The following is a 25,468-nucleotide window of genomic DNA, read 5'->3' on the forward strand; positions in this document are numbered from 1 at the left end:
AGACTTCGTGCTTCACCCCCGGTGAGCAGCGCATTTTGCGCAGCTGACAGCGGGAATTTCTGATCAGCTTGTACACATTGAGCAGTCAAAATCCGACCTGTTGCCCAACCACCCCGACAGGAGCAAGCTCTCCGCAACCACACCGCCCACCCGTTCGGTGCGGTCGCGATCCAGCGGAAGCCTCGACGGCGAGGCCCGAAGTGGAGGAACGAGCGATGACCCCGCAGTCCCACGCCCTTGAGTTGACCCCCGAGGAGCGCGAGGCCGGTCTTGACGCCGACCAGCTGCGCCGCCTCGTCGGCCTCGTCGAGCACGACGCCGCCGCCGACCCCTTCCCGGTGACGGCCCAGGACGCGGTCGTCTTCGTGGTCGGCAACGCCACCCAGACGGCGCAGTTCTACCAGGTCGTCTTCGGCATGGAGCTGGTCGCCTACTCCGGCCCGGAGACCGGCCGCCGCGACCGCAAGGCGTACGTGCTCCGCTCCGGCTCCTGCCGCTTCGTGATCAAGGGCGGCGTCCAGCCGGACAGCCCGCTGCTGGACCACCACCGCCGCCACGGCGACGGCGTCGTCGACCTCGCCCTGGAGGTCCCGGACGTCGACAAGTGCATCGAGCACGCCCGCGCGACCGGCGCCACCGTGCTGGAGGAGCCGAACGACGTCTCGGACGAGAACGGCACCGTGCGCCGCGCGGCCATCGCCACCTACGGCGAGACCCGCCACACCCTGATCGACCGCTCCCGCTACCACGGCCCGTACCTGCCGGGCTACGTCGTCGCGGAGAGCCGGGTCACCCATCCGGAGGGCTCGCCCAAGCGCCTCTTCCAGGCCCTCGACCACGCCGTCGGCAACGTCGAACTGGGCCGGATGGACGAGTGGGTGGCGTTCTACAACCGCGTCATGGGCTTCGTGAACATGGCCGAGTTCGTCGGCGACGACATCGCCACCGACTACTCCGCGCTGATGTCCAAGGTCGTCGCCAGCGGCAACCACCGGGTGAAGTTCCCGCTCAACGAGCCGGCCATCGCCAAGAAGAAGTCCCAGATCGACGAGTACCTGGAGTTCTACACCGGCCCCGGCTGCCAGCACATGGCGCTCGCCACCAACGACATCCTCACCACCGTGGACGTGCTGCGGGCGCGCGGCGTGGAGTTCCTCTCCACCCCGGACTCCTACTACGACGACCCGGAGCTGCGCGCGCGGATCGGCAAGGTCCGGGTGCCGGTCGAGGAGCTGAAGAAGCGCGGCATCCTGGTCGACCGCGACGAGGACGGCTACCTGCTGCAGATCTTCACCAAGCCGATCGGCGACCGCCCCACCGTCTTCTACGAGTTCATCGAGCGGCACGGTTCGCTCGGCTTCGGCAAGGGCAACTTCAAGGCGCTCTTCGAGTCCATCGAGCGCGAGCAGGACCGACGCGGCAACCTGTGAGCGTCCGAGGGCTCTGACGGACCCTGACGAGCTCTGTAGAAGCCCGGACGGACCCTGACAAGGGCCTGTCCGGGCCCTGACAGACTCTGGCAGGCTCTGACGAACGGATCTCTGCCGAACGGTCGAGGAGGACCACGGAGATGGCGTACTACCGGCAGCTGGGAAGCATCCCGCCCAAGCGGCACACCCAGCACCGCACCCCCGAAGGCGGGCTGTACTACGAGGAGTTGATGGGCGAGGAGGGGTTCTCCTCGGACTCCTCACTGCTCTACCACCGGGGCATCCCCTCGGCGGTGGTCAACGCGGTGCCGTGGGAGCTGCCGGACCAGTCCACGGTGCCCAACCACCCCCTCCTCCCCCGCCACCTCAAGCTGCACGAGCTGTTCGCGGACCAGGACTGGAAGTCCGCGGACGTCGTCGGCAGCCGCCGGCTCGTCCTCGGCAACGGCGACGTACGGATCTCGTACGTCGCCGCCGGGGCCCCGAGCGAGCTCTACCGCAACGGGCTCGGCGACGAGTGCGTGTACGTGGAGTCCGGCTCCGGCACGGTCGAGACGGTGTTCGGCTCGATCGAGGTCGGGCAGGGCGACTACGTGGTCATCCCGCGTGCCACCACCCACCGTTGGGTGCCGGCCGGGGACGAGCCGCTGCGCGCGTACTGCATCGAGGCGAACAGCCACATCACCCCGGTCAAGCGCTACCTGTCCAAGTACGGGCAGCTGCTGGAGCACGCGCCGTACTGCGAGCGGGACTTCCGCGGACCGGTCGGCCCGCTGGTCGTGGACGCCCCCGGGGACGTCGACGTACTGGTCAAGCACCGCGGCCCGAACGGGATCGCGGGCACCCGCTACACCGTGCCGCACCACCCGTTCGACGTGGTCGGCTGGGACGGCTGCCTGTACCCGTACGCGTTCAACATCAAGGACTTCGAGCCGATCACCGGCCGGATCCACCAGCCGCCGCCGGCCCACCAGGTCTTCGAGGGCAACGGCTTCGTGATCTGCAACTTCGTCCCGCGCAAGGTGGACTACCACCCGCTGGCGATCCCGGTGCCGTACTACCACGCCAACGTGGACAGCGACGAGGTCATGTTCTACTGCGGCGGCGACTACGCGGCCCGCAAGGGCTCCGGCATCGGCCAGGGCTCGATCTCGCTGCACCCGGGCGGGCACACCCACGGGCCGCAGCCGGGGGCGTACGAGCGCAGCATCGGCGCGGAGTTCTTCGACGAGCTGGCCGTCATGGTGGACACCTTCCGCCCGCTGGAGCTCGGCGAGGGCGGCCGGGCCACTGAGGACGCCAACTACGCCTGGACCTGGGCCGGTCGGGGGCCCGGGCGATGAACGCGCTGCCTTCGGGGGGTGTGATCCCCGAGCTGTTCCGCGGACTGTTCGACGACGCGGCGGTGTTCCCGCCCGGGAACCTGCCGGTCGCCGAGGCGGTGCCCGCGCACCGGGCGCACCGCGCGGCCTGGTACGCCGAGGCGGTCGGGCCCTTCCTCTGCGGGGCCGGCCGACTGGGCGAGCTGGCCGCGGCGGTCTCGGCCGGCGCGGTTCCGGGCGCCGCGGAGGCGGACGACTCGGTGGTGGCGGGCGACCGGCCGCTCAAGGTCGGGCTGGTGCTGCCGGGGGGCAGCACCGAGCTCGCCCCGGCGCTCGCCGCCGCCGCGCCGTTCGAGCTGGCCGGCGTCGAGCTGGCCACCCGGGACGCCGCCGAGGCGGTGGCCGCGCTGGACCGGCTGCTGCCCCCGGACGTCCCCGCCGCCGTCGAACTCCCGCGCGAACTGCTGCGCGGGGACGGGCTGGACGCCGTCCTGGACGTGCTGGTGGACAGCCCGTACCGGGCGAAGTTCCGCACCGGCGGGCTGGTCGCCGAGGCCTTCCCGGACGAGGATGAACTGGCCGCCTTCCTCACCGGCTGCGCGCAGCGCGGACTGCCGTACAAGTGCACGGCCGGGCTGCACAACGCCGTCCGGCACACCGACCCGGAGACCGGCTTCGAGCACCACGGCTTCCTGAACGTGCTGCTGGCCGCGCAGGAGACCGACCGGGCCGCCGCGGCGGCGGTGCTGGCGGAACGCGACGGCGAGGTGCTGGCCAAGGCGGCACGCGCACTGACGGACCGTCAGATCGTGGTGATCCGCAACTCGTTCACCGCGTTCGGCACCTGTAGCATCGCCGAGCCCCTGGGTGACCTGGCCGCGCTCGGCCTGCTGTCGTCGCCCAGTCCACTGCACCAGGAGGACCGTTGAGCACCACCCCCAGCAGCTGGCTCGCCAGCGCCCAGGACTCGCCGTTCGGCGTGCACAACCTGCCGTACGGCGTCTTCACCGCCGCCGACCAGCCCGGGCGGCGCCGGATCGGCGTGCGCGTCGGGGACTTCGTGCTGGACGCCGGGGCAGCCGCCCGCGCGGCCGGAGCGCCGTCGGTGCTGCTGGACGCGGACTCGCTCAACCCGCTGATGGCGGCGGGGCGCCCGGTCTGGAGCCGGGTGCGGGCGGACCTCACCACCTGGCTCACCGACGAGTCCTTCCGCGAGGCCCTGTCGCCGGCGCTGCTGCCGGCCGACGAGGTGGAGCTGCACCTGCCGTTCGAGGTCGCCGACTACGTCGACTTCTACGCCTCCGAGCACCACGCCACCAACCTGGGCCGGATCTTCCGCCCGGGCTCAGAGCCGCTCACCCCCAACTGGAAGCACCTGCCGATCGGTTACCACGGGCGGGCGGGCACGGTCGTGGTCTCCGGCACGCCGGTGGTGCGGCCGTCCGGGCAGCGCAAGGCGCCCGCCGACGCCGCGCCGACCTTCGGGCCGTCCCGCCGGCTCGACATCGAGGCCGAGGTCGGCTTCGTCGTCGGCACGCCGTCGGAGCTGGGCCGGCCGGTCGCGCTGGACGACTTCCGCGAGCACGTGTTCGGCGTCTGCCTGCTCAACGACTGGTCGGCGCGCGACATCCAGGCCTGGGAGTACGTGCCGCTCGGCCCGTTCCTCGGCAAGTCCTTCGCGACCTCCATCTCGCCGTGGATCGTGCCGCTGGACGCCCTGGAGCACGCCCGGGTCACGCCGCCGGAGCGCGACGTCGAGCCGCTGGCGTACCTGGACGACCGGGGCGGCGAGCCGTGGGGCCTGGACCTGGCGATGGAGGTCCGGCTGAACGGGCACCAGGTCTCCCGGCCGCCGTTCGCCACCATGTACTGGACGGCACAGCAGCAGCTGACCCACATGACGGTCAACGGCGCCTCGCTGCGCACCGGCGACCTGTTCGCCTCGGGGACGGTCAGCGGGCCGGAGCGGGACACCCGGGGCGCGCTGATCGAGCTGACCTGGAACGGCGAGGAGCCGCTGAAGCTTCCGGACGGGACGACCCGGACGTTCCTCGAGGACGGCGACGAGGTGACCATCACCGCCACGGCGCCCGGGCCGGACGGCGCCGTGATCGGGTTCGGCGAGGTCACCGGGCGCGTGCGGGGCTGAGGGCCCACGACCGACGGATAACAGATAACAGCTGACAGATTTCATCATCTGTTAGCTGTTATCTGCCAGCCCACCGCCGGCGGCTCCCGCCTACAGCCGCGAGCCGCCGGTGGCGTCGACCACGCGCCCCGTCATCCACCGCGCGTCGTCCGAGGCGATGAAGGCGACGACGTCCGCGATGTCCTCCGGCGCCCCGACCCGGCCGAGCGCGGCGACCGAGGCCGCCCAGGCCCGCGCCTCCGGATCACCCAGGAACTCCGCATTGAGGTCGGTGTCGATGATCCCGGGCGCCACGGAGTTGACGGTGATCCCGCGCGGCCCGAGCTGCTGGGCGAGGTTGAGCGAGAAGGTGTCCAGCGCGCCCTTGGTGGCGCCGTAGGCCATGATCTCCGGCATGGCGAGCCGGGCCAGGCCGCTGGAGATGTTGATGATCCGGCCGCCGTCACGCAGTCGCTCCAGCCCGTGCTTGACGATGAAGAACGGTGCGCGGACGTTGACCGCGAAGACCTCGTCGAACTCCTCCTCGGTCAGGCCGGCGAGGTCGGAGCTGCGCCCGATCCCGGCGTTGTTCACGATGATGTCGACACCCCCGGCCGGCGCGTACTCGCCTATCCGCGCGTCGAAGGCCTCCCACAGCGCGACGGCGTCGCCGTGCCGCCCGAGCGCGGCGGGCAGCGCGAAGGCCCGCCCGCCGTCCGCCCGAATGCCCGCCACCACCTCCTCCGCCGCCACCGCATCGCGGGCGTAGCCGACGGCGACGGTGGCGCCGTCCCGCCCGAGCCGGCGGGCGATGGCCCGGCCGATCCCCCTGCTGCCCCCCGTGACCAGTGCCGTCTTGCCCTGAAGCCTGTCCGCGCCCATGTCCGAGCCCCCTCCTGCTTGCACTCAGCGTATTTCTTGAGCGATCGCTCAAGAAATACGCTAGCACACACTTCTTGAGTGAGTGCTCTAAAATTCAGCGCATGACAGAGGCGCACGCGGCGACAACGGCATCCCCGGACGGGCCCACCGGCCCGCCGCGCACTCCCCGTCGCGGACGCCCGCCGGCCTTCGACCGCGCCGAGGCCCTGGCCGCAGCCACCCGGCTGTTCTGGCAGCACGGCTACGAGGCCACCTCCGTCACCGACCTCACCACCGCCATGGGCATCCGCCCCGGCAGCCTGTACGCGGCCTTCGGTGACAAGCGGTCGCTGTTCGAGGAGGTGGTCCGCCAGTACGGCCACTCCCCCGCCGGCGAGTTCGCGGCCGTCGCGTTGGCGGAGGAGCCCACCGCGTACGGCGCCTTCGCCCGCATCCTGCGCGAGGCCGCCGCCGTCTACGCCGACCCGTCGCATCCGGCCGGCTGCCTGGTGATCTCCGCCGCCACCAATGTGACCCCGCAGGACGCCGTCATCCAGGACCAGCTGCGCGAGCGACGCAACGGGAACCTGCGCACCTTCGAGGAGCGGCTGCGCCGGGCACAGCAGGACGGCGAACTGCCGCCGGAGGCCGACCCGAAGGGGCTGGCCGGCTACTTCGGTGCGGTACTCCAGGGCATGTCCCAGCAGGCCCGCGACGGCGCCACCCCCGCCGACCTGGCCCGCACCGCCGAACTCGCCCTGCGCGCCTGGCCGTAGCGCCTCCCGCGCACCCGCGGAGCGCCCCTGGAGCGCCCGTCGGAAACATGATCGCCGGGCGAGTGATCACAACGGGCGCCCGCCCCGGTACGGTGGACGGTGGGAATCACCATCGCCGACGACAGCACCGAGGAACGGGAGCGGGCCCGATGAACGCAGAGGTGGCGGAGGTCCAGGCGTTCCTGGACGGCGGCGTCGGACGGCTCGTGCTGAACCGCCCGCGGGCGCTCAACTCGCTGACCCACGTCATGGTCACCGCCCTGCGCGCCACCCTGGACGGCTGGGCCGCGGACGACCGGATACGCGCCGTCGTGCTGACCGGCGCGGGCGAGCGCGGCCTGTGCGCGGGCGGCGACATCCGCGCGATGCACGACGACGCCAAGGCGGGCGGGGCCGGCACCCGGGCGTTCTTCCGCGACGAGTACCGGCTGAACGCGCTGATCGCCCGCTACCCGAAGCCGTACGTCGCGGTCATGGACGGCATCACCATGGGCGGCGGCGTCGGCGTGTCCGCCCACGGCGCGGTGCGGATCGTCACCGAGCGGTCCACCGTCGCGATGCCCGAGACCCGGATCGGGATCGCCCCGGACGTCGGCGGCAGTCGGCTGCTCGCCCACGCCCCGGGCGAGTTGGGCACCCACCTCGGGCTCAGCGCGGCCTCGATGGGCCCGGGCGACGCCCTGCTGTGCGGGTTCGCGGACCACTTCGTGCCCTCGCGGCGCATCCCGGACCTGCTCGACGCCCTGGGCCGGAGCACCGCCACGGCGCCCGACACCACCACCGCCGTCGCCTCCGCCGTCGCGGCCGTCGTCGCCGCGCACGCCGAGCCCGCGCCGCCCGCCGCACTGGCCGCCCAGCGCCCCTGGATCGACGCCTGCTACGCGGCCGACACGGTCGAGGAGATCGTCGACCGGCTGCTGAACTCCGGTGTCCCGGAGGCGAAGGAGGCCGCCGAGGCCGTCCTGGCGAACTCCCCCACCGCCGTGAAGACCACCCTGGCCGCGCTGCGCCGCGCCCGTACGCTCCCCTCGCTGGAGGCCGTGCTCGACCAGGAGTACCGGATCTCCTGCGCCGCGCTGGAGGGCCACGACATGGTCGAGGGCGTCCGCGCGCAGGTGATCGACAAGGACCGCAACCCCCGCTGGAAGCCCGGCACGCTCGCCGAGGTGACGGAGGCGGACGTCGCCCGCTTCCTCGCCCCGCGCGAGGGCGACGAACTGGGCCTGGCCTGAGCCCCACCCCCTTCCCCACTTTCACGGCACACCTGGAGCCCGCCATGAACCACCCGGTCCCGCCGCCGACCCCGGCCGGGGGCACCGACCCGCTGTCCCGGGTGCCGCTGGGCGAGCAGGTGCGCGGGCTGCTGCTGGAGGGCCTGCTGAACGGCCGCTGGCAGCCCGGGGACCGGATCGTCGAGCGGCGCCTGGCCGCCGAGTTGAACGTCAGCCAGGCGCCGGTCCGCGAGGCGCTGCGCGCGCTCCAGACCCTCGGGCTGCTCGACGCCGAACCCAACCGGGGCGTGCGGGTGCGCGAGATCGGCCCGGCCGAGCTGCGCGAGGTCTACCAGGTGCGGGCCGCGCTGGAGCGGCTGGCCGCCGAGTCGGCGGTGGTCCGGCTGGCCGGGGACACCACAGCGCTGGAGCGGCACGCCGAGCGGATGGCGGCGGCCGCGGCGGCGGGCGACGCCCTCGGCCAGGCCCGGCACGGGGTGGCCTTCCACCGCGAGATCGTCGCCGCCTCCGGCAACGGGACGCTGCTGCGGGCCTGGGAGGGCCTCGGGGTCGAGGTGTGGACGGTGCTGTCGCTGCACCGGGTCCGGCCGGAGCTGCACGAGAACGCCGCCGACCACCGGCCGCTGATCGAGGCCTTCCGGCGGCAGGACCCGGCGGTCGGCCGGCTGCTGGCCGAGCACGTCCTGGAGTACGCCCGGCACTCCGACTGAGCCGCTCGGGCCGGGGTTGCCCTTCCCCATAAAGTTCGCATAGAGATGATCGATCATCGCTCAAACTACCCGCCAGTAGCGGTTGACGGGCCACCCGATCACTCTCTACCGTCCAAATAGTTCCATGGAGAGAAATGCTATTCCGCATCCTGGAATAAGCACCCTGAAGCGCACCGGTAAAGGGGAACCACCCGTGTCCCAGCTCGACCAGCTTCCCGACCACGACCCCGAGGAGATCGCGGAGTGGCGCGCGTCCCTCGACGCCGCCCGCGACTTCGGCGGACCGAACCGCGCCGCCCACCTGCTGCGCCGCCTCGTCGAGCACGCCGAGCTGCAGCGGCTCGACGTCCCTCCGCTGCTGGACACCCCGTACGTCAACACCATCCCCACCGCCGCCGAACCGGAGTTCCCCGGCGACGAGGAGACGGAGCGCCGGATCACCGCCTGGAACCGCTGGAACGCCGCCGCCATGGTGACCAGGGGCAACCACCGCGGCGGCCTGGGCGGGCACATGGCCACCTACGCCTCCGCCGCCTGGCTGTACGAGGTCGGCTTCCAGCACTTCTTCCGCGGCAAGGAGGCCGACGGCTCCGGCGACCAGCTGTATGTGCAGGGCCACGCCGCCCCCGGCGTCTACGCCCGCGCGTTCCTGGAGGGCCGGGTCTCCGAGGCCCAGCTGGACCGCTTCCGCCAGGAGGCCGGCGGCGACGGCCTGCCCTCCTACCCGCACCCGCGCCGGCTGCCCTGGTTCTGGGAGTTCCCGACCGTCTCGATGGGCCTCGGGCCGCTCTCCGCGATCCACCAGGCCCGGTTCAACCGCTACCTGACCGCGCGCGGGATCAAGGACACCTCCGGCTCGCACGTGTGGGCCTTCCTCGGCGACGGCGAGATGGACGAGCCCGAGTCCACCGCCGCGCTCGCGCTGGCCGCCCGGGAGGGCCTGGACAACCTCACCTTCGTCGTCAACTGCAACCTGCAGCGCCTGGACGGGCCGGTGCGCGGCAACGGCAAGATCGTGCAGGAGCTGGAACGCCGCTTCCGCGCGGCCGGCTGGAACGTGGTCAAGTCGCTGTGGGGCGAGGCCTGGGACGAGCTGCTGGCCCGCGACACCACGGGCGCACTGGTCCGCCGGCTCGGCGAGGTGCCGGACGGACAGTTCCAGACCTACGCCGCCTCGGACGCCGGGTACGTCCGCGAGCACCTCTTCCACAGCTCGCCCGAACTGCGGGCGCTCGCCGACACCGTGGACGACCGGCGGCTGATCGAGACGGTCGCCACCTCCCGGGGCGGCCACGAGCCGCGCAAGGTGTACGCGGCCTACCGCGCGGCGCTGGAACACCGGGGCGCGCCCACCGTGGTGCTGGTGCAGACCGTCAAGGGCTGGACGCTCGGCCCCGGCTTCGAGTCCCGCAATGCCAACCACCAGATGAAGAAGCTCTCCGGAGCCGAGTTCCGGGCCATGCGCGACCTGCTCGAACTCCCCATTCCGGACGCCGCGTTGAACGACCCGCTGCCCCCGTACGCGCACCCCGGCCCGGACTCGCCGGAGGCCCGCTACCTGCGCGAGCGCCGCGCCGCACTGGGCGGGCCGGCGCCCGCCCGCAGGGTGCGCTTCACACCGCTGCCCACCCCGCCGGCGAAGCCCTTCGAGACGCTGTTCAAGGGCTCCGGCAGCCAGGAGATCGCCACCACCATGGCCTTCGTCCGGCTGGTCAAGGACCTGCTGCGGGACAAGGCGACCGGCCACCGCTGGGTGCCGATCGTCCCGGACGAGGCGCGCACCTTCGGCATGGAGTCGCTCTTCCCGACCGCCGGGATCTACTCCCCGCTCGGGCAGACCTACGACCCGGTCGACCGCGACCAGCTGCTCCACTACAAGGAGTCGACGACCGGCCAGATCCTCAACGAGGGCATCACCGAAGCCGGTTCGATGGCCTCGCTGACCGCCGCCGCGACCTCGTACGCGACCCACGGCGAGCCGGTCGTCCCGTTCTACATCTTCTACTCGATGTTCGGCTGGCAGCGCACCGCCGACCAGATGTGGGCGATGGCCGACCAGTTGGGCCGCGGCTTCCTGGTCGGCGCCACCGCCGGCCGCACCACCATGACCGGCGAGGGCCTCCAACACGCCGACGGCCACTCCCAGTTGATCGCCTCCACCAACCCGGCCGCGCTCTCCTACGACCCGGCGTTCGGCTACGAGGTGGCCGTGATCGTCCGCGAGGGCCTGCGCCGGATGTACGGCGGCAGCGAGCAACACCCGCACGGCGAAGACGTGTTCTACTACCTCACCGTCTACAACGAGCCGCTGGTGCAGCCCGCGCTCCCGGACGGCGAGGAGGTCGTGGACGGCATCCTGCGCGGCCTCTACCGCTACCGCACGGCGGACGCCGCCGCGTCGTCCGCCACCCCGGCCGTCGACCTGCCCGCCGACCCGCCGCGGCTCCAACTGCTCGCCTCCGGCACCGCCGTGCAGTGGGCCCTGACGGCGCAGCGGCTGCTCGGCGAGGAGTGGGGCGTGGCGGCCGACGTCTGGTCCGCACCCTCCTGGACGGAGCTGCGCCGCGAGGCGCTGGACTGCGACGCGGCCAACCTGGCGCAGGCCGCGGCCGGTACCAGCGCGGCGGCCCGCGTCCCGTACGTGACCAGGGCGCTGGCCGGGGCACCCGGGCCGGTGCTGGCGGTCAGCGACTGGATGCGCGCGGTGCCGGACCAGATCCGCCCGTGGGTGGAGCAGGACTGGACCTCGCTGGGCACCGACGGCTTCGGCCTCTCGGACAGCCGGGCGGCGGCGCGGCGGCACTTCGGGGTGGACGCCGAGTCGGTGACGGTCGCGGCGCTGGCCGCGCTGGCCCGCCGCGGCGAGGTGAAGGCGGAGACCGTACGGCAGGCGGCGGAGCGCTACGGCGTCCGTTTCTGACCGGCCCGGCGTCCGTCCGGCCGGCACTCCGTCCCGGCGCCGCCTCCGTCCCGTCGCCCGTGCCGCCGCCTCCGTCCCCTGGTGACCGGCGTCTCGCATACCAAGACTGGCGCGAGGCGGGGCGCGTCGTAGATCGTTGGGTGGTCAGGGCGCGCCCACGGGCGCCGAGCAGCGGAAATGGGAGTCGACGGCGATGACCGAGACCGAGACCTACGAGACGATCCTGGTCGAGCGCAAGGGCCGGGTGGGGCTGATCACGCTCAACCGGCCCAAGGCGCTCAACGCGCTGAACACCCAGCTGATGAACGAGGTGGTCGCCGCCGCGACCGCCTTCGACCGGGACCCGGAGATCGGCTGTCTGGTGATCACCGGCTCGGAGAAGGCCTTCGCGGCCGGCGCCGACATCAAGGAGATGCAGGGCAACCGGTTCCCGGACGTCTACCTGGACGACTGGCTGGGCCCGTGGGACCGGCTCGGCGCCCTGCGCAAGCCGGTGATCGCGGCCGTGGCCGGGTTCGCGCTGGGCGGCGGCTGCGAGCTGGCCATGCTGTGCGACGTCCTGCTGGCGGCGGACACCGCGAAGTTCGGGCAGCCGGAGATCAAGCTCGGCGTCATCCCGGGCATCGGCGGCTCGCAGCGGCTGACCCGGGCGGTCGGCAAGGCGAAGGCCATGGAGCTGTGCCTGACCGGTCGGATGATGGGCGCCGAGGAGGCCGAGCGGGCCGGACTGGTCTCCCGGATCGTCCCCGCCGACCAGCTGCTGTCCGAGGCGCTGGCCACCGCCGAGACGATCGCGGCGATGTCCGCCCCGGCCGCGATCATGATGAAGGAGAGCGTCAACCGCGCCTTCGAGACGACGCTCGCCGAGGGCGTCCGCTTCGAGCGCCGGCTCTTCCACGCGGCCTTCGCCACGGCGGACCAGAAGGAGGGCATGACGGCCTTCGCCGAGAAGCGCCCGCCGGAGTTCCAGAACCGCTGACGGCCGAGGACGGCTGACAACTGACGGCCGACGGATAACAGCTGACAGATTTCAGATTTCAGATGTTGAAATCTGAAATCTGTCAGCTGAACCCTGTCCGAGGACAGCCCCGCTCAGCCCTGCTCCTCCACCGCCACCGTGTTCAGCCGGGCGAGCCCGCTGCGGGTGGCGGCGACCACGATCTGGTCGCCCGGGGCCAGCCGCCGGGTGCGGTCGGGGAAGTTCCACTGCAGCTGCCCGCCGTGGGCGAAGCGCACCGCGATCACCCGGACGCCGCCCGGGTCCTCCAGGTCGTGCCGGTTCAGCCCGATCAGCCCGCTGCCGTCCTCCACCGTCAGCTCGGCGATCAGCAGCACGTGCCGGAGCACCGACAGCGTCCCGCGCACCTCGCGCCCCATCAGCGCCGCCGCGAAGGCGGGCGCGGCCAGGTAGGACACCGACCGGGAGGCCGCGTTGTCCAGCGTCTTGTAGAAGTGACTCGCGAAGTCGTCCTCGAACAGCCGCACCACCACCCGGACCTCGGGATTCCCGTGGCGCGCCTCCAGGGCCGCCTCCAGGTTGGTGGCGTCGTCCCCGCTGACCGCGACCAGCGCCCTGCTGTGCTTCAGCCGGGCCCGGCGCAGCTGCTGTTCGAACGGGCCGTCGCCCATCACCACCGGGATCCCCAGTGCCCGTACGGCGGCGATGCCGCGCGCCTGCGGGTCCCGCTCCATGCAGACCACCGGCACGCCCATGGTGTGCAGCTGGGTCGCGACCCGGGTGCCGACGTTGCCGAGGCCGACGACGATCACGTGGTCCCGGGTGCCCGCCCCGGGGTTGCGCGGCTGCCCGCGCCGCCCGGAGCCCAGCACCTCGACCGCGATCGCGGTGGCGACCGGCGCGAAGGTGATCCCGCAGATGGTGATCACCACCTGCGCGACCCGCTGCCAGAACCCGCCGGTGCCCGCCCCCGTCCCGGCGGCGACGTCGGAGAGCTGGTCCGGCTGGGCGGCGCCGGCCAGGTCGAGCAGCGCGATGTAGACGGTCCAGCCGAAGTTCCGGTTGAGGTACCAGAGCACGCCGAAGGCCAGCAGCACCGCCGCGAGGGCGGTGAGCAGCACCAGGCGCATCCGGGCGCTGGTGAAGAAGCGCATGGTGTCGAGCAGCCGCCAGCGCAGCCGTCTCATCCAGTCGATCGGTTCCCGGGGCTCGATCCGCAGCACCTGGAGCGCCGCCCGGCCGCCCGGCTCCCCCTCCGGGGCGGGGCCGGGCGAAGGCTCCTCACCGGCCGGCGGCGTCGGCCCGGCCGAAGGCTCCCGGTCGGCCGCCGGCGTTGGTTCGGCCGACGGCGCCGGTTCGGGCCGTACGCCACCGGGGCGGATCGGCCCCTGGTCGCCGAACTCGGCGGCGAGCCGGACGAATTCGGCCGAGTCGCCCTGCTGCTCGGGCAGCAGCCGGATCCTGCCGAGGTCCTGCCGGTCGATCTGGTCGGCGACCACGCAGATCCGGTCGGAGGTGATGTCGTCGTCGAACGCGATGTGCAGGTAACGCCCCTCGATCTCCACCGAGTTGGGCCGCCCGAGCGCCGCGGAGGCGAAGGCCGGGGCGGCGGTGGCGGAGCCGGAGAGCGCGGCACCGTTCCTGAGCAGCCGTTCGATGTTCTCGCCGAGCCGCTGGTTGAACATCCGGAACACGATGCGGATGTCCGGGTTGTGGTTCTGCGCGCTGAGCGCGGCGTGGATGTTCTCCTGGTCGCTCCCCTCGACCAGGGCGAGGCCGCGCGCGGTGCCGATGGACACCGCGCGCAGCGCCTCCTCGGTGACGCTGGTGTACTCCACGACCGCCGCCACGCCGGAGAGTTGCTCGATCTGCGGCGCGTGGTCGCGGGTCCGGTCGGCGACCAGGACGACGACCGGCACCTCGTAGTGCTCGACGAGTTCCAGGACCAGTCGGTGTGCCAGCGCGTTGCCCCCGCAGACGATGTAGTGCTGGCTGATCGGCTCGACCGGAGGGGTCCCCCACCCTTCAGAAGTCATACCGACGGATGGTATCGACGGCAAGTGTCCGGAAGGTGACGTTCCGGCGACCGCGGCGAATCCCTCGAACGGCCGTATCCGACGCGCGGTCCGGCCGTGGCGCGGAGAGGCTGGGGTTCGTTCCCTGCCCGTCAGCCGGCCGCCCCGGCGTCAGCCCCGAGGAGTACGCCACCGTGGCCCCTCCGATCATCACCCCCGACGGCGCCCCGGTCCAGGGTCCGCTCGGACTGCTCGCCAAGGCCGCCTGGCAGGTCCTGCTGGTCGCCGGACTCGCCTCGCTCGCCCTCGGGATCGTGGTCTTCGCCTGGCCCCGGGAGACGCTCCTGGTGGTGGGCGTGCTGTTCGGCCTCTACCTGCTGGTGATCGGCATCGTGCAGCTGATCGCCGCGTTCGGCACCCACTCCACCACCGCGCTGCGGGTGCTGGCCTTCATCAGCGGCGCGATCTGCGTGCTGCTGGGACTGCTCTGCTTCCGCAGTGCGGTGCAGTCGCTGCTGCTGCTCGCGCTCTGGATCGGGATCGGCTGGCTGTTCCGCGGCATCACCCAGCTCGCCGCCGCGATCTCCGACCCGATGATGCCCGCCCGGGGCTGGCAGGCCTTCGCGGGCGTGGCCAACACCCTGGCCGGTGTGCTGCTGATGGTGTGGCCGGTCGGGTCGATCACCGCGCTGGCCGTACTGTCCGGGTGCTGGCTGGTGATCCTGGGCCTGGTCGAGATCGTGACGGCGCTCCAGGTCCGCAGCCGGGCCAAGCAGATCCCGTCCGGGGTCTGACAACAGCCGTCCGGTGCACCGAGGCCGCGTCCCGCCGGGGCGCGGCCTCAGCGCTGGGCGGAACGGCTCACGGACGCGGAGCGGCTCACGGACGCGGGGCGTAGCCGATCCGGAAGGTCGCGGCCTCCAGCCGTTCCGGGTCGAGCCGGACGTCGGTCAGCCGCTCGGCGAGCGCGAACGCGGCTTCGCCGCACAGGTCGTACGCCTCCGTCTCCAGCTCGAAGCCGCAGGCGGTCAGCAGCTCGGGGATGCCGGGCGCCTCGGCGTCCGTACCGTCCCGCTGGTCGGGGAAGAGCGGCTCGAAGTGCAGCCGCTGGATGCCGTGCTCCCACCAGTGGAAGTGGTCGGCCCCCAGGGCGTTGCGGTAGTGCGAGACCAGCCGGGTGCCCTCGGCGAGCCGGAGGATCTCCGCGTCCAGGATGCCGAGGTAGCCGAAGGGCTCCACCGCGAGCGCCCAGCCGTCGAGTTCGGTGACGGCGACGAGCAGCCGGTCCTCGGCGGGGTCGAACAGCTCCCTGGCCTCGGCGTCGGCCCCGTTCGTGTAGGAGCTCCAGCGGGCCACCACCTCCTCCAGCCCGACGGCACCCGTCCCCGGCAGGGCGTTGAAGCGGCGCAGCAGTTCACCGGCCTCGAGCCCCTGCACCTGGGTGAGGCAGCAGGCCTCACCCAGGACGGGGTAGCGCCGGGTGAACCAGGTGTAGTCCGTGGCGTGTGCGGTCATGACGGCGATGCTGCCAGACGCCTCGGACAGCGCCCGCCCGAGGCCGTCAGAGCCAGACCGGCTCGTCCGTTCCCCAACGCCCCGGCGGGCGCGACCAGTCGGCGGGCGCCCCCTCGTACCCGATCGGCGGCAGGGCGTGGCGCAGCCGCCCGTACGGGGAGTCGACCTCGGCCAGCCGGCGGGCGGGGTCGTAGGGCTCGGACGGGCCTCCCCGCGGCGTCTCCGGTTCGATGCCGTGCAGCAGCCAGGAGGCCGTGCCGGCGAGGGAGAAGCGCAGGTGGCGGCCGCCGGGCCGGCGGGTGCGCTGGTCGGTGAGGGAGCGCAGCACGGCGGCGGCGATGAGGTAGCCGGTGCCGTGGTCGAGGGCCTGGGCGGGCAGCACGCCGGGGCGGCCGCCGGTGGCGGATCCGGTCTCGGGGGCGGCCTCGTGGGCGGCGATGCCGACACCCGCCTGGACCAGGCTGTCGAAGCCGCGCCGCCCGGCCCAGGGGCCGGTCCAGCCCCAGGCGCAGAGCTGGGCGAGGATCAGGTCCGGGCGACGGGCGAACAGCGCGTCGGGGCCGAGGCCGTGGGCGTCGAGGGAGCCGGGGCGGTACGCGGAGACGACGACGTCGGCGGTGGCGAGCAGGCCGTCGAAGACGGCGCGGTCGGCGGGCTCGGCGAGGTCGAGGCGGGTGGAGCGCTTGCCGAAGCCGGTGTCGGCGTGGGCGTCGTCGGCCTCGGGCAGCCGGGGCGAGTCGACCCGCAGGACGTCGGCGCCGAGCAGGGCGAGGGTACGGGTGGCCACCGGTCCGGCGATCACCCGGCTCAGGTCGAGGACCCGGATCCCGGCGGCGGGCCGGTCCACCGGGGCCTGGCCGAGCGGGCGGACCGGCGCGGTTCCGGCGGCGGCGCCGACCTCCAGGTGCTCCACGAGGGGGTGCACGGCGCTGCTCACCGGCACGACGGCCACCGCGAGCGCTCCCGCCGCGTACGCACGCTCCTGGATCCGCTCGGCCGGCAGCCTGCCGAGCACCTCGGCGAGCTGCTCGGGCCCGGCGTCCGCGGCGAGGCCGAGGGCGGAGAGCAGCCGGGTCCGGTGGTGCGGGTAGTTGGCGTGGGTGCGCACCCAGCCGTCGGCGGTGCGCCAGAAGCCGGAGTGCGGGGCGAAGTTGACGGGCGCGCGGCCGTCGACCGTCAGGTACCGCTCACTGACGAAGGCGGTGGCGACGGCCCCCTGGTCCACCCGGACGGCGGGGACGAACGCGGCCAGGGGAGCCGAGCCTCCGGCGCGGTGGGACGCGAGCTCGGCGGCGGCCAGTGAACAGACCGCCACGGTGGCCCGGGCGAGCCGGCGCACCGGCAGCCCGGAGGGCAGGACGTCCTCCGGGCCGTGGAAGGTCACCCGCTCCAGCAGCTCGGGCGGTCCGCCGAGAGCGGCCCAGGCGTGGGCGGTCGGGCGGTCGACGGCTCCGGCGGCTGCCGCCGTTCCGGTGGTTCCAGTGGCCGCGGTGGTTCCTTCTGGCAACGGGCGCTCGGTCATGCCCGGCATTGTGCTCCCGTTCTCAGGCGCTCGCTGTGACGCCCGCCACCAGCATCAACAGCACCGCCGAGACCATGGTCATCCGGCGGGCCGCCTGCGGGGTGCCGCCGAACCGGCCGCCGAGCCGCCCACTGGCGTACGCGACCAGCCCGTACACCACCGCGCAGGCCAGCACGTTGAGCGAGCCGAGCGCGAGCACCTGGCCGCCGACCGGCAGGGCGGCGTCCGGGTCGACGAACTGCGGCACCAGGGACAGGTAGAGCAGCAGCCCCTTGGGGTTGAGCAGCGCGGTCAGCATGCTCTGGCGCAGCACCGTCGCGGTGGGCTGCGGCTTGGGCGCGGCGAGGGCGGCGGCGCCCCCGCTCTTGCGCAGCGCCAGCAGCATCATGACGGCCAGCACCAGCAGGTACGCGGCGCCGGTGAGGCGCAGCACGGGCAGGGCGGCCGGGACGGCGCGCAGCGCGGCGGCCAGTCCGGCGCTGGAGAGCAGCGTGTGGACGGCGTACCCGGCGCAGACCCCGCCGACCGCGATCAGCGCGGCACGGCGTCCCTGGCCGAGGCCGCGGGCGGCGATGTAGAGCCAGTCGGGGCCCGGGGTGCAGACCAGCAGGAGGTCGACTCCGAGGAAGAGGAGGAGGGCGTGGGTGTCCATGGGCGTGGGCGTGGCCTGTCGTGCTCGTCGCGGTGTGGGCCCGGCGGATCGGCCGGGGGTCGTTCCGGCGGGTCGGCCGGAGGTTGTTCCAGCGGGTCGGCCGGAGGTTGTTCCAGCGGCCTGCCGGGGTGCCCCGGGGATCTGCCGGAGTGACCCGGCAGCGGGTTCGGTCACTGAAGGTAGCCGGATCGGGCTGGCACGCGATGGCGACTTCGTGCAGGTCGGAGCCGCGTTTTGGCAGAATGTTGCGCCATGGACCGAATCGACCGCAGAATCCTCCGCGAGCTCCAGCAGGACGGGCGCCTGACCAATGCCGAGCTGGCCTCCCGGGTGGACCTCACCCCGTCCCCCTGCCTGCGCCGGGTGCGTCAACTGGAGCAGGACGGTGTGATCCGCGGCTACCGGGCGGTGCTGGACGGAGCGGCGGTCGGGCGCGGGTTCCAGCCCTTCGTGACGATCACCATGCGTCACGAGGACCAGGTGACGGTCGCCGAGTTCGAGCGCCGGGTGGCCGAGCTGCCGGAGGTGGTGGAGGCCCACCGGCTGTTCGGCGAACCCGACTACCTGCTGCGGATCGCGGTGGCCGACATCGCCGCGTACGAACGCTTCATCACCGACGTGCTCTCCGGCCTGCCGGGCATCGCGCAGGTCAACTCGCACCTGACAATGAAGCAGGTGAAGGCCGACCGGGGGTTGCCGGTCGGCGGGTAGGGTGCGAACGGGGGGCCCGCGCGGCCGCCCGTACGGGGGCAGAGCGACGCACTGCGACATGGGGGCTGAATTGCACGTGATCCGCCGTCTCGACCTGGGGTACTTCGTCCGACCGGCCACCGAAGTGGGCGGCCCGGAGCCGCGCGTGGAACCGGTGCTCGCGTACCTGGTCCGGCGTCCGGAGGGGCTGCTGCTGTTCGACACCGGGATCGGTGGCGGCGAACCGGAGACCGAGGCGCACTACCGCCCGGTCCGCCGCCCGCTGCCGGAGGCGCTCGCGGCGGCCGGGGTCGCCGTCGCCGACATCGACCTGGTGGTCAACTGCCACCTCCACTTCGACCACTGCGGCGGCAACCCGCTGTTCGCCGGCACGCCCGTCCTGGTCCAGACGGAGGAGCTGGCCACCGCCCGGCGCGGCGGGTACACCATCGACGCGCTGGTCGACTTCCCCGGCGCCGAGTACCGCGAACTCGACGGCGAGGCCGAGGTCTGGCCGGGCGTCCGGGTGCTGCCCACCCCCGGCCACACCGGGGGCCACCAGTCGCTGCTGGTGGACCGCCCGGGCGGCGGGCCGGTCCTGCTGGCCGGGCAGGCCTACGACTTCGCCTCCGAGTACGGGCAGGCGGTGCTCGCCCGGCGGGCGGTGCGCGAGGGCGTGGCCCCGCCGCTGCCCGGGTACCGGGCCTGGCTCGACCGGGTGGCCGAGCACGGGCCGCACCGGGTGCTGTTCGCGCACGACAACGCGGTCTGGGAGCCGGCCGAGTAGCCGCCGGAGCCCCGGCTGTCCGGAGGGGACCGGTCGCTCAGGAGGTCCGGGGCGTCCGGGGCGGCCTGGACACCTAGGGCGGCCGGGGCGCTCAGGAGGCTCAGAAGGTGAAGCGCAGCGAGCGGACCCGGTGGTCGAAGCTGGACGGGACGAGCTGCGGCTCGCCGACCGACCGCGCCTCGGGAAGGCGGGTGAACAGCTCGCGGAACAGCGTCGTCATCTCCTGCCGGGCCAGGTGCGCGCCGAGGCAGTAGTGCGGACCGCCGCCGCCGAAGCCGAGGTGGGCGTTGGGCGTGCGGGTGATGTCGAAGACGTCGGGGTCGGGGAAGACCTCCTCGTCGCGGTTGGCCGAGCCGTAGAACAGCGCGACCTTCTCCCCCGCGCGCAGCAGCGGGCCGCCGGAGCCGCCCAGCTCGTGGTCGACGGCGAGGGTCCGGTTGAACTGGATGATCGGCGTGGCGTGGCGGACCATCTCGTCCACCGCGCCGCCGAGCCGTCCGTCGAGGTCCTCGAGCAGCAGGGCGCGCTGCTCGGGGTGGACGGTCAGCAGGTGCAGGCCGTGGGCCAGCGCGTTGCGGGTGGTCTCGACCCCGGCGACCAGCAGCAGGCTGAAGAAGGCGCCCAGCTCGCGTCCGGTGAGCCGGCGGCCGTCCACGTCGGCGGTGACCAGCGCGGAGATCAGGTCCTCCTCCGGCCGGCGACGGCGACGGCGGCCGATCCCGGCGACGATGCCCTGCATCCGGGCGAGCGCCCGCAGCCCGCGCCCCGGCACCCGCAGCCGGCGGCGCAGCGGCCGGGCCACACCGATGTCCTCGGAGGTGCGGTTGACCAGGTCGAGGATGGTGCGGCGCGGCCGCTCCGGGATGCCCATCATGGTGCAGATCACCTGGAACGGGAGCTCGGCGGCGACCGCGGTCACGAAGTCCTCCGGCCGCTCCCGCTCGATCCGGTCGACCAGCTCGGTGCTGATCCGCCGGACGTCCTCCTCGACCCGGTCGAGCAGCCGCGGGGTGAACGCCCGCGAGACGATCCGGCGCAGCTGGGCGTGGCGGGGGTCGTCCAGGTTGACCATCGAGTCGCCGAACAGCAGCCGGACCCAGCGGGCCGGGACGGGGGTGGTCACACCGGGGCCGCTGAGGAAGACGGCGGGGGTGCGGCTGGCCTCGACCACGTCGGCGTGACGGACCAGGGCGTGGAAGCCGCGACCGGTGGCGCGGTCGCCGAAGAACACCGGACCGGGGCGGCGGCGCAGCTCGGCGAAGGCGGCGGCGCGGTCGGGGGCGGGCAGCTGCCAGAAGCCGGGGTCCGCGAGGTCGACGGACGCGGGCAGGGCGGCGGGCTCGGTCGGCTTCGCGGGCTCGGCCGGGGTGGCGGCCTCGGCCGACTCCGCTGCTTCAGCCGGGGTGGCGGGGTCAGCCTCGTCGGCGGGCTCGGTGGATCCGGGTGGGTCGGCCTGCTCTGCGGCCTCGGCCGGTTCAGCGGTTCCGGCCGCCTCCGCGGCTTCGGTCGGCTCTTCGGCTTCGGCCCGCTCCGCGGCTTCGGCTGGTCCGGCGACGTCGGCCGACTCGGCGGCTTCGGCCGGTCCGGCAGCTTCCTCAGCCTTGGCCGACTCCTCTGCTTCATCCGGCTCGACGGCTTCGGCCGGTTCGACAGCTCCGGCCTGCTCGACAGCTCCGGCCGGGGCGGCGGCTTCGGCCGGGGCGGCGGCTTCGGCCTGCTCGCCGAGTTCCTCGGCTTCGACTTCAACCACGGCCGTCGCCTGTTTCCGGCCTGTCGCCTGCTGCGGGACGGTCGGCTCCGTGGGGGCAGCGGACTTGGCATTGTCGGCAATGGGCGCCGAGGTATCCGTCGGGGTCTCCAAGGCCGGACCTCCCTGCTTCTGAACAGCGTCGTCCCGATACGCACCGTACGGGGTGGTGCACATTAAGTGAGCAATGGGGTACGTGCTGTCAAACCGCCCCGATGGTCCTACGAGCCGTTGTTCGGTTCGTCGCGTCGGGTCGGCGGACCGAACCGGGTGGTGATCCGGCGGGCTCCGGGGGCCGGCGGCCGGGCATGGTCTCACGGCACAGAACCGGCCATGACCGGAGGGTGCGCTACGGGCCGGGCAGGGCGGGTGCGACGATGAGTGCCATCGTGATGACCGACCGGATCCGCCTGCTGCGCGCCGTGGTCTTCGCCGCGCTGTGCGTGGCGATGGCCGCCACCGCGCACGTCGCCATGGCCGGATCCGGAGTCTCTCCGACGGTGCTGGCCGGCGGGTTCGGGGCGGTCCTCGGGCTGACCTGGCTGCTCGCCGGGAAGCGGCGCGGACTCGGGGTGATCAGCCTCTGGATGGTCGTGGCGCAGACCGCGCTGCACCAGTTGTTCGAACAGGCCGCGGCGTTCTCCCGAGGGGGCGGCGGCCTCGGCCGGCTCGCCACCACGGACTGGGCCGCCCTCCTGCTCTGCAACCCCGACCGGGCGCCCGGCGGGCTCTCCCCGGTCGAACTGGCGCGGATGGCGGGCATCGACCCGGACGTCCCGCCGGCCACCGGCAGTCTGCGGCCGGCGGCCGGGACGCACCACGGGGGCTCGGGCGCGACCGCCGTGGACGCGGGCCTGCCCGGGATGACCGGGATGCCCGACGGACCGCACATGATGCCCGACGGCGCGTTGCACGGCGGCGGGTCGTACGGCGGCGGGTCGTACGGCACGGCGCAGGACCTGGTGAGCGCACCGGCGCAAGGACCGGCGCACGACATGGCGCACGGGATGTCCCACGGCATGTCACCGGGAATGGCCGCCGCCCACGTGCTCGCCGCGCTGGCGTGCGCGCTCCTGCTCTGGCGCGGCGACGCGGCGCTGGTCCGGCTCTTCGAGCTGCTCGGTGCGCTCGGCGCGGTGGTCGCGGGCGCGCTCCTGCTCCCGCTGCTGGCGCTGTTCGCGCGCCCCTTCGGCTACCGGGCCCCGGCACCGCCCCGCCCGGCCGACGACCGGGCCCGGCCGCCCCGGTCGGTGCTGCTGACGCATGCCGTGGTCCGGCGCGGGCCGCCGGCGTTCGCCCTCGCCTGCTGACGCGCCCGCCGCTGCTCCTCCCCGCCCGGCCACCTCCGGCCACCGGGACCCCGCGACGGGCAGGTCGCCCTGCCGTACGGCCGCGCCCCGCGCCGTCGTGCCGTCAGGGTGCGGGCCCGCGTCCGCCGCCGCGCCTCCCCAGGGCCGGCGTGCCGCGCGGCTGCCCATGGACGCCGACGGTGCCGCCCTGCGCGGTGCCGCTCCCCGCCTTCCCCTCGGGACCTTCCCATGCCTGACTTCGACGGCGCACCGGCTCCGGCCGGCGCCACCGTCCCGCCGTTCCCGCTCCCCCGGACGCGCCCGCCCCGCCGGGCACGCCCACCGCGCCTAGCGCTCGACGGACCGCAGTCCGTCCGGAGCACGGCCTTCGGGGCCGCCCTCGCCCAGCCGGGCCAGCAGCCGGGCCGACCACTCGGGCGAGGGCCCGTCGGTGGCGCCCGCCCGCACCCGGCCGTGCAGCTGCTCGGCCCTGGCCAGCCACTCCTGGCAGCCGGCGCAGCGCGCGACGTGCTTGTCCAGCCGTACCTCCGGCAGACCGCTCGGTTCGCCGTCGAGCCGGGCGGACAGAGCGGTACGGAACTGCGCGCATCTCATACGACCATCGTCCCGCATGGCCGTGTCGCCGGGACCGGCCGGGCAGGGGGCCGCCGTGGATGACGAGCAGCTCACCGCACTGGCGCTGACCGCCCGCTCCGGACGGGCGGCCGACGTCGAGGCCTTCGTCCGGGCGACCCAGCGGGACGTCTGGCGCTTCGTCGCCCACCTGACCGACGTGCAGTCCGCCGACGACCTCGCACAGGAGACCTTCCTGCGCGCACTGCGCGGCCTGCCCGCGTTCGCGGGGCGCTCCTCCGCCCGCACCTGGCTGCTGTCGATCGCCCGGCGGACGGTGATCGACCGGTACCGAATGGCCGCCGCCCGACCGCGCTGCGCGGCCCTGCCGGACTGGCAGGAGGCGGCGGAGCGGCAGGGCGGCGCACCGACGGCCGGGTTCGAGGACGGCGTCGCGCTCGGCGACCTGCTCGACCGGGTGCCCGCCCAGCGGCGCGAGGCCTTCGTGCTGACGCAGGTGGTCGGCCTGAGCTACGCCGAGGCGGCCGAGGTCGCCGGTTGCCCCGTCGGGACCGTCCGCTCCCGGGTCGCCCGGGCGCGGGAGGAGCTGGTGGCACGCCTGCGCGCCGCCGAGGCCGGGGAGCTCGCGACCGCCTGCTGAGCGGTGGGCGGGCGGCGGGCAGCGGGCAGCGGCGGACAACCGACAGCGAACAGATAACAGATTTCGAAATCTGTTATCTGTTCGCTGAAAGCTGTCGTCTGTCAGCTGTCCGTTGTCCGCTGCCAGCCGTCAGCTTCCGGCTATCGAGAAGAAATCCCCCAAGTGTTCGGAACCGGAGCCCCCTCGCCACCGACTGCTGTACCGGACCCCGCCGCCGAGGCGGCGTCCGATCCAGCAGCACGGGAGACGGAGGGACTTCATGACGGCGCAACCAAACCCGACCGCCTCATCTCTGGCGGAGCGTCAGCAACAACCGGCGGACCGCTGGAGCCTGGTCGTCGCCGCCGGACTGCTGTCCTTCGTCGCGATGCTCGACATGAACGTGGTCAACCTCGCACTCACCGACATCTCGGCCGGCCTGCACGTCTCCCCCGGGGTCGCCCAGTGGGCTGTCCTCGGGTACCAACTCCCGCTCGTCGCCCTGCTGTTGCCCGCCGGGCGCTGGCTGGACCAGGTCGGCACCCGCTCGGCCCTGCTGCTCGCGGTCGGCTGCTTCGCCCTGTGCAGCGTGCTGGCCGCCTGCGCCCCCTGGGCCGGTTGGCTGATCGCGGCCCGGCTGTTCCAGGGCGCCTTCGGGGCCGTGCTCTTCGTCCTGATGCCGGTGCTCGCCGCGACCTCCGTCCGGCCCGAGCTGCGCGGCCGGGCGATGAGCGTGCCCGCGACGCTCGGTCCGCTCGGCGCCGTCACCGGGCCGGTGATCGGCGGTCTGCTGCTGGACCACCTGGGCTGGCGGGCGATCTTCCTGGTGAAGCTGCCGGTCTGCCTGGCCGCCGTGCTGATCGTGCGGCGCCACGCCCCGCGCCGCGGCGGACTGCGGCCGCCCGACCGGTCCTCGCTCGGCGACGCCGCGCTGATCGGCGCCGCCGTGGCCGCCGTCCTGCTCGGGCTCACCCTGGCCCCGAAGTCCGCGCTGTGGCTGCTGCTCGTCCTGCCCGCCGTTCCGCTGGTGCTGCTCTGGCTGCGCCGCCCGGGCGGCCGACCGGTGGCCGAGGTGCTGCGGGCCGCCGGGACCGCCGGGGTCAACGCCTCCGTGCTGGCGCTCGCCGCCGGCTTCGCGGCCTGCCACTACCTGCTCGCCCAGCACCTGCGCGGCCCTCGGGGCGAGAGCGCCACGGCCACCGCGCTCACCATGCTGGCGTTCCCGCTCGGCATGGTGCTGGCCGGCCGGGTCGGCGGCCGGCTGGCCGACCGCTGGGGCGCCCGCCCGACCGCGCTCACCGGCGCCGCCGTCACCACCCTCGGCCTGGCCCTGCTCGTCCCGCTGGACACCGGCTGGTCCGCCCCCGAGATCGCCGCGCGGCTCGCCCTCGCCGGTGCCGGGATGGGCCTCAACGGCGGCCCCACCCAGGCCCTGGTGATGTCCGCCTCCCCACCCGGGAAGCTCGCCACCGCCGGCTCCGCCGTCCAACTCGCCCGCAGCCTCGGCTTCGCGCTCGGCCCGGCCCTCGCGACCGCCACCGCCCTGGCCGGGGCCCGCGACACCACCGGGACCCGGGCCGGAATCGCCCTGGCCGCCCTCGTCGCGGCCACCGCCGTCGCGCTGCTCGCCCTGCACCGCCGCCCCAGGCCCTGACCGCCCCACCCCGCACTGCACCGCACCGCACCGCACCCGCCCGAGCG

General features: G+C 73.8%; 22 protein-coding genes. 15 read left to right on the top strand and 7 right to left on the bottom strand.

Annotation, left to right across the window (positions count from 1 at the left end):
• Positions 1 to 215 precede the first annotated feature (215 nt).
• The 4 genes from hppD (at position 216) to fahA (ending at position 4,901) form a co-directional block, all read left to right on the top strand.
• The gene (gene hppD, locus ACLWS4_RS01610; RefSeq protein WP_049659944.1) at positions 216 to 1,430 is read left to right on the top strand and encodes a 4-hydroxyphenylpyruvate dioxygenase; all 1,215 of its coding nucleotides are present in this window, start codon (positions 216 to 218) and stop codon (positions 1,428 to 1,430) included.
• Between the two features lie 140 nt (positions 1,431 to 1,570).
• Positions 1,571 to 2,773 (top strand): homogentisate 1,2-dioxygenase, encoded by a 1,203-nt coding sequence (locus ACLWS4_RS01615; protein WP_049659946.1) that lies wholly within the window; start codon positions 1,571 to 1,573, stop codon positions 2,771 to 2,773.
• A complete protein-coding gene (locus tag ACLWS4_RS01620) occupies positions 2,770 to 3,681 on the top strand; it encodes a hypothetical protein (protein ID WP_416873120.1) in 912 nt (303 codons plus the stop codon). Before ACLWS4_RS01615 ends, ACLWS4_RS01620 begins: the two co-directional genes overlap by 4 nt.
• Positions 3,678 to 4,901 carry a fumarylacetoacetase gene (gene fahA, locus ACLWS4_RS01625; protein WP_380775786.1) on the top strand — a complete coding sequence of 408 codons (1,224 nt, stop codon included), beginning with the start codon at positions 3,678 to 3,680 and terminating at the stop codon, positions 4,899 to 4,901. The genes ACLWS4_RS01620 and fahA overlap by 4 nt, the downstream gene beginning before the upstream one ends.
• Before the next feature lie 90 nt (positions 4,902 to 4,991).
• Here fahA and ACLWS4_RS01630 read toward each other — a convergent pair whose 3' ends face one another.
• Positions 4,992 to 5,762: an SDR family oxidoreductase gene (locus tag ACLWS4_RS01630; RefSeq protein WP_380737517.1), complete on the bottom strand. Its 771-nt coding sequence runs from the start codon at positions 5,760 to 5,762 to the stop codon at positions 4,992 to 4,994.
• 101 nt (positions 5,763 to 5,863) lie between these two features.
• Between ACLWS4_RS01630 and ACLWS4_RS01635 the strand changes: the two genes are divergently transcribed.
• The 5 genes from ACLWS4_RS01635 to ACLWS4_RS01655 all read left to right on the top strand — a co-directional run bounded on the left by ACLWS4_RS01635 (position 5,864) and on the right by ACLWS4_RS01655 (position 12,358).
• Positions 5,864 to 6,517 carry a TetR/AcrR family transcriptional regulator gene (locus tag ACLWS4_RS01635; protein WP_049659275.1) on the top strand — a complete coding sequence of 218 codons (654 nt, stop codon included), beginning with the start codon at positions 5,864 to 5,866 and terminating at the stop codon, positions 6,515 to 6,517.
• A 149-nt stretch (positions 6,518 to 6,666) separates the two neighbouring features.
• A complete protein-coding gene (locus ACLWS4_RS01640; protein WP_416873121.1) occupies positions 6,667 to 7,749 on the top strand; it encodes an enoyl-CoA hydratase/isomerase family protein in 1,083 nt (360 codons plus the stop codon).
• A 44-nt stretch (positions 7,750 to 7,793) separates the two neighbouring features.
• Positions 7,794 to 8,459 (top strand): GntR family transcriptional regulator, encoded by a 666-nt coding sequence (locus ACLWS4_RS01645; protein WP_049652728.1) that lies wholly within the window; start codon positions 7,794 to 7,796, stop codon positions 8,457 to 8,459.
• A gap of 193 nt (positions 8,460 to 8,652) precedes the next feature.
• Positions 8,653 to 11,379, top strand: coding sequence for a pyruvate dehydrogenase (acetyl-transferring), homodimeric type (aceE, locus tag ACLWS4_RS01650; protein ID WP_416873122.1), 2,727 nt, complete (start codon positions 8,653 to 8,655; stop codon positions 11,377 to 11,379).
• A gap of 193 nt (positions 11,380 to 11,572) precedes the next feature.
• The gene (locus ACLWS4_RS01655; protein WP_074004199.1) at positions 11,573 to 12,358 is read left to right on the top strand and encodes an enoyl-CoA hydratase; all 786 of its coding nucleotides are present in this window, start codon (positions 11,573 to 11,575) and stop codon (positions 12,356 to 12,358) included.
• A gap of 113 nt (positions 12,359 to 12,471) precedes the next feature.
• On the opposite strand, the gene ACLWS4_RS01660 is transcribed toward ACLWS4_RS01655, so the two are convergent.
• Positions 12,472 to 14,373: an NAD-binding protein gene (locus ACLWS4_RS01660; RefSeq protein ID WP_416873123.1), complete on the bottom strand. Its 1,902-nt coding sequence runs from the start codon at positions 14,371 to 14,373 to the stop codon at positions 12,472 to 12,474.
• A 173-nt stretch (positions 14,374 to 14,546) separates the two neighbouring features.
• On the opposite strand from ACLWS4_RS01660, the gene ACLWS4_RS01665 reads away from it, so the two are divergent.
• On the top strand, positions 14,547 to 15,146 hold the full coding sequence (locus ACLWS4_RS01665; protein WP_416873124.1) for an HdeD family acid-resistance protein: 600 nt from the start codon (positions 14,547 to 14,549) through the stop codon (positions 15,144 to 15,146).
• Positions 15,147 to 15,231: 85 nt separating this feature from the next.
• Here ACLWS4_RS01665 and ACLWS4_RS01670 read toward each other — a convergent pair whose 3' ends face one another.
• From ACLWS4_RS01670 to ACLWS4_RS01680, 3 genes are read right to left on the bottom strand one after another with little or no spacing between them, the layout of a single operon-like run.
• Entirely contained in the window at positions 15,232 to 15,867 is a 636-nt protein-coding gene (locus ACLWS4_RS01670) for a DUF6461 domain-containing protein (RefSeq protein ID WP_416873125.1), read from the bottom strand.
• Positions 15,868 to 15,913: 46 nt separating this feature from the next.
• Positions 15,914 to 17,389: a CoA transferase gene (locus ACLWS4_RS01675; protein ID WP_416873126.1), complete on the bottom strand. Its 1,476-nt coding sequence runs from the start codon at positions 17,387 to 17,389 to the stop codon at positions 15,914 to 15,916.
• A 22-nt stretch (positions 17,390 to 17,411) separates the two neighbouring features.
• Positions 17,412 to 18,041, bottom strand: coding sequence for a LysE family translocator (locus ACLWS4_RS01680; protein ID WP_074004196.1), 630 nt, complete (start codon positions 18,039 to 18,041; stop codon positions 17,412 to 17,414).
• 252 nt (positions 18,042 to 18,293) lie between these two features.
• Between ACLWS4_RS01680 and ACLWS4_RS01685 the strand changes: the two genes are divergently transcribed.
• Together ACLWS4_RS01685 and ACLWS4_RS01690 are read left to right on the top strand one after the other, a co-directional pair.
• Positions 18,294 to 18,752 carry an Lrp/AsnC family transcriptional regulator gene (locus ACLWS4_RS01685; RefSeq protein WP_049652743.1) on the top strand — a complete coding sequence of 153 codons (459 nt, stop codon included), beginning with the start codon at positions 18,294 to 18,296 and terminating at the stop codon, positions 18,750 to 18,752.
• 58 nt (positions 18,753 to 18,810) lie between these two features.
• Complete coding sequence (locus ACLWS4_RS01690) at positions 18,811 to 19,518, top strand: N-acyl homoserine lactonase family protein (protein WP_388044697.1); 708 nt, start codon at positions 18,811 to 18,813, stop codon at positions 19,516 to 19,518.
• 100 nt (positions 19,519 to 19,618) lie between these two features.
• Here ACLWS4_RS01690 and ACLWS4_RS01695 read toward each other — a convergent pair whose 3' ends face one another.
• On the bottom strand, positions 19,619 to 20,848 hold the full coding sequence (locus tag ACLWS4_RS01695; RefSeq protein ID WP_074004426.1) for a cytochrome P450: 1,230 nt from the start codon (positions 20,846 to 20,848) through the stop codon (positions 19,619 to 19,621).
• Positions 20,849 to 21,642: 794 nt separating this feature from the next.
• On the opposite strand from ACLWS4_RS01695, the gene ACLWS4_RS01700 reads away from it, so the two are divergent.
• The gene (locus ACLWS4_RS01700; RefSeq protein WP_416873127.1) at positions 21,643 to 22,575 is read left to right on the top strand and encodes a hypothetical protein; all 933 of its coding nucleotides are present in this window, start codon (positions 21,643 to 21,645) and stop codon (positions 22,573 to 22,575) included.
• Positions 22,576 to 22,902: 327 nt separating this feature from the next.
• Here ACLWS4_RS01700 and ACLWS4_RS01705 read toward each other — a convergent pair whose 3' ends face one another.
• Positions 22,903 to 23,169: a zf-HC2 domain-containing protein gene (locus tag ACLWS4_RS01705; protein ID WP_416873128.1), complete on the bottom strand. Its 267-nt coding sequence runs from the start codon at positions 23,167 to 23,169 to the stop codon at positions 22,903 to 22,905.
• 16 nt (positions 23,170 to 23,185) lie between these two features.
• Between ACLWS4_RS01705 and ACLWS4_RS01710 the strand changes: the two genes are divergently transcribed.
• Positions 23,186 to 23,788, top strand: a complete 603-nt coding sequence (locus ACLWS4_RS01710) for a sigma-70 family RNA polymerase sigma factor (protein WP_074004192.1) — start codon at positions 23,186 to 23,188, stop codon at positions 23,786 to 23,788.
• A gap of 259 nt (positions 23,789 to 24,047) precedes the next feature.
• The gene (locus tag ACLWS4_RS01715) at positions 24,048 to 25,421 is read left to right on the top strand and encodes an MFS transporter (protein WP_416873129.1); all 1,374 of its coding nucleotides are present in this window, start codon (positions 24,048 to 24,050) and stop codon (positions 25,419 to 25,421) included.
• Positions 25,422 to 25,468 lie beyond the last annotated feature (47 nt).

It is taken from the genome of Kitasatospora sp. SC0581, from assembly GCF_048159585.1.
GTDB lineage: Bacteria > Actinomycetota > Actinomycetes > Streptomycetales > Streptomycetaceae > Kitasatospora.